Raw genomic sequence first — 3112 nt, 5'->3', positions numbered from 1 at the left:
TCGTGGTGGATGAGGCGCAGGACCTGCACCCGGTGCAGTGGCGGCTGCTGCGCGCGGCGGTCGCGCCCGGCCCCGACGACCTGTTCCTGACCGGCGACCCGCACCAGCGGATCCACGACCACCGGGTCTCGCTCTCGTCGCTGGGCATCGAGGTGCGGGGGCGCAGCCACCGGGTGCGGATCAGCTACCGGACCACGCAGGAGATCCTCGACTGGGCCGTGCCGATCCTGGGCGGCGCGTCCGCGGCGGGTCTGGACGGGGCCGACGACGATCTGGAGGGCTACCGCTCCCCCGTCCGGGGGGAGCGGCCGACGGTGGTGCGGGCCGCCGACGCCGCCACCGAGATGGCCGCGCTCGCCGGCCAGGTCCGCGTCTGGCTGGACGCCGGCGTGGAGCCCTCCGCGATCGCGGTGATCACCCGGTTCTTCGGCATGGCCAGGGCGGCGCGGGAGACGCTGACCGCCGCGGGCGTGCCCACGGCGTTCCTGGGCGGCGGCGGCGAGCGCGACAGCGTGCAGGTCGGCCTGACGCACAAGGCCAAGGGCCTGGAGTTCCGCTGCGTCGCGGTCATCGGCGCCTCGGCGGAGCTGGTCCCGCACCCGTCCGTGCTGACCGCCGAGGACGAGGACCCGGTCACCCGCGCGCTGGACCTGCAGCGGGAGCGCAGCCTGCTCTTCGTCGCCTGCACCCGGGCCCGCGACCGCCTGTACGTCTCCTACACCGGCGACCCGAGCCCCTTCCTGCCCGCCGCCGTCCCGTAGCGGCCGGACACACCGGGACGCGGAGGCCGGACGCGCGGAGCCCGGACGCCGGACACCGGGACATGGGGGTCGGACACACGGGGGCCGGACGCCGGATGGGCGGCGGCCGGTTCATGGCTTGGTCAAGCGTCGTTTGGCGCCGCGGGGACCGGGCACGCCTCCGAACCGAACAGGAGGGGAGAAAACACCATGAACGAGGGCGAATTCATCAGAGTGGTGTGCAACGAGTCGGGACTCACCCAGGACCAGGCGGAGATCCTGACCCAGGCCACGCTGGAGACGCTGGCCGAACGCCTGACCCCCGAGGAGGCCGACGATCTGGCGTCCCAGCTTCCGGAGTCGATGCAGGACCTGCTGCTCTCGGACCGGGAGACCCCCGACGACTTCGGGCTCGACGAATTCGTCCGGCGGGTCAGCGAACGCTCCGGCGCCGACGTCTCCGAGGTCAGGGAGGACGTGCACTCGGTCTTCTCCGCGCTGCGCCTGGCCACCGCCCCCGGAGAGCTCGACGACGTGCTCTCCCAGCTGCCGAGGGAGTTCGCGGAGGTGCTCTGAGGTCTCCGGCACACGCCCGGGGCACGCACAGGCTCCGGGCGTTCCGTACGGTCCCGCTCGGGGCCCCTGTGGACTCCCGTGGACTCCCGGGCCAGACCATCAGGACGGCAGCGGATCCCACGGCGAAGACCCCTTATCCTCCGTTGCGGTCGAGAATCTGGATGATCTCCGAAAGGGTCCCGGCGGCTCCTCGGTGAGGAGGTCGGCTCCGACAACGTCGACACCGTCATCAGTTGGCCCGATCAGAGCAGCCAGTGAGTCTCTCCGTGAGAGCCCATCCTGGCCGGGTCAGACCGTGTCGTCGGTGCGGAGCCAGCGGGTGAAGGCAGCCCACTCCCCCGGCGTGAACACCAGCGCCGGGCCGGAGGGGTCCTTGCTGTCGCGGACGCCGACCCGGCCGCCGGAGAGCTTGGCGATCTCCACGCAGTCACCGCCGTTGCCGCCGGAGAACGGCGACTTCACCCAGACGGCCTCGTTCAACTCCTGGTCCACCGGTCCCTCATCTCCTTGATCAGCTTCAGCGACGCCCGCTGCGGAAGCGCCTCGGTCCGGATCGCCTCGTAATGGAGATCGCGCCCAGGGCGTATCCGGCTCGGCTGGCCAGATTTGCCTGCGAGAGCCCCGCCTCCTGCCGGTGCCTGCGCAGCTCGTAGCCGAACAGGGCGATCGGCGAGGTGCTCGGGTCGAGTCGGCGGGGCCTCGTCCTGCTGACGCTCACCCGGACGGGCGGCCTGCTCCGCGTCGAGGTCACCGACCCCGGCGGACCTTCGGAGCCCCGGGTGCGCGAGGCCGTACCGGTCGACCATGAGCGGGGCCGGGGGCTGGCGATCGTCCGCGAGCTGTCCGCCGGGCGCTGGGGAGTGCGCCACCACGCGGATGCGGGCCGTACCGTGTGGTGCGTCCTCGGCGCCCGCCCCGGCCTTCCGGTGCGGCCGTGCGGGTGATCGTGTCCATCGTCCCCGGCGGTGTCAGAATCCGCGATCCCGAGCAGCGGGGCGTCCTCTTCGGCTTCGACGCCTGGCGGGCCTTTCTCGCCGACGCCAAGAAAGGCCGTTTCGACCTTCCGGACGACGAACCGGCGGACGGACCCGGCAGGGAACTGACGATTCACGAGTGGATTCGCTCGGAGCCCGGACGGGCGCATTCCGCACGCGGGAAACGCGGTTCGCGCGGAGAAGGATGAGGCATCCGGCCTCCGCCGCCGCCGGATGATCGCGAAGCGCGATAGCGTGACGGCCGTGACGAACGACGCTCCGGGAGCCGCTCCCGGCACGGCAGGCGGTGTCTCCGGCGTGGGCGGCGGCGCGGCGCCGGAGTGGGCGGCCGAGCAGGACGTCCGGGAGGACGATGCGGCGGCGCTGGTCGGCGGGCAGTTCCCCGATCTGCGCGGGGCGCCGGTCCGGCTGCTGGCCACCGGGTGGGACAACACCGTCCACCTCGTCGGCGAGCGCTGGGCGTTCCGGTTCCCGCGCCGGGCCGTCGCGCTGCCCGGCGTCGAGCGGGAGATCGCGACGCTGCCCGCCCTGGCGGAGCGGCTGCCGCTGGCCCTGCCGGTGCCGGTCCGGGTCGGGCGGCCGTCCGAGGCCTATCCGTGGCCGTTCTGGGGCGCGGAGCTGATCCCCGGCCAGGAGCTGGCCGAGGCGGAGCTCTCCGCCGACGGGCGGATGCGGGCCGCCGCCGGTCTCGGCGCGTTCCTGCGCGCCCTGCACGATCCGGAACTGGCCGTCGCGGCGGGCGGCGCCCTGCCCGTCGACCCGATGCGCCGGGGCGATCCGGGCGTCCGGGCGTCGATGGCT

Annotated in this window: 6 protein-coding genes; 5 read left to right on the top strand and 1 reads right to left on the bottom strand. The window is 73.5% G+C overall.

Annotation, left to right across the window (positions count from 1 at the left end):
* Both ACWJ6R_RS33360 and ACWJ6R_RS33355 read left to right on the top strand, forming a co-directional pair.
* A partial coding sequence (locus ACWJ6R_RS33360) for a 3'-5' exonuclease (protein WP_449066038.1) occupies window positions 1-761 on the top strand: 761 nt, incomplete at its 5' end.
* Between the two features lie 189 nt (window positions 762-950).
* Window positions 951-1316, top strand: coding sequence for a DUF2267 domain-containing protein (locus ACWJ6R_RS33355; protein ID WP_068894347.1), 366 nt, complete (start codon window positions 951-953; stop codon window positions 1314-1316).
* A 288-nt stretch (window positions 1317-1604) separates the two neighbouring features.
* On the opposite strand, the gene ACWJ6R_RS33350 is transcribed toward ACWJ6R_RS33355, so the two are convergent.
* Window positions 1605-1808 carry a DUF397 domain-containing protein gene (locus tag ACWJ6R_RS33350; protein ID WP_449066037.1) on the bottom strand — a complete coding sequence of 68 codons (204 nt, stop codon included), beginning with the start codon at window positions 1806-1808 and terminating at the stop codon, window positions 1605-1607.
* Between the two features lie 182 nt (window positions 1809-1990).
* Between ACWJ6R_RS33350 and ACWJ6R_RS33345 the strand changes: the two genes are divergently transcribed.
* The 3 genes from ACWJ6R_RS33345 to ACWJ6R_RS33335 all read left to right on the top strand — a co-directional run.
* Window positions 1991-2260, top strand: a complete 270-nt coding sequence (locus ACWJ6R_RS33345; RefSeq protein WP_449066036.1) for an ATP-binding protein — start codon at window positions 1991-1993, stop codon at window positions 2258-2260.
* Window positions 2251-2499, top strand: coding sequence for a hypothetical protein (locus tag ACWJ6R_RS33340; protein WP_449066035.1), 249 nt, complete (start codon window positions 2251-2253; stop codon window positions 2497-2499). The genes ACWJ6R_RS33345 and ACWJ6R_RS33340 overlap by 10 nt, the downstream gene beginning before the upstream one ends.
* Before the next feature lie 55 nt (window positions 2500-2554).
* Window positions 2555-3112, top strand: a 558-nt coding sequence (locus tag ACWJ6R_RS33335) for a phosphotransferase (protein ID WP_449066034.1), incomplete at its 3' end; no start/stop codon positions are given.

The sequence above is a fragment of the Planomonospora algeriensis genome (assembly GCF_977012225.1).
Note: the sequence above shows the minus strand (reverse complement) of the source record. Positions and strands in the feature narration are given on the sequence as shown.

Excerpts from the sequence above, each read along its gene's own strand:
- ACWJ6R_RS33355 (WP_068894347.1), top strand. The coding sequence starts at position 951 with ATGAACGAGGGCGAATTCATCAGAGTGGTGTGCAACGAGTCGGGACTC.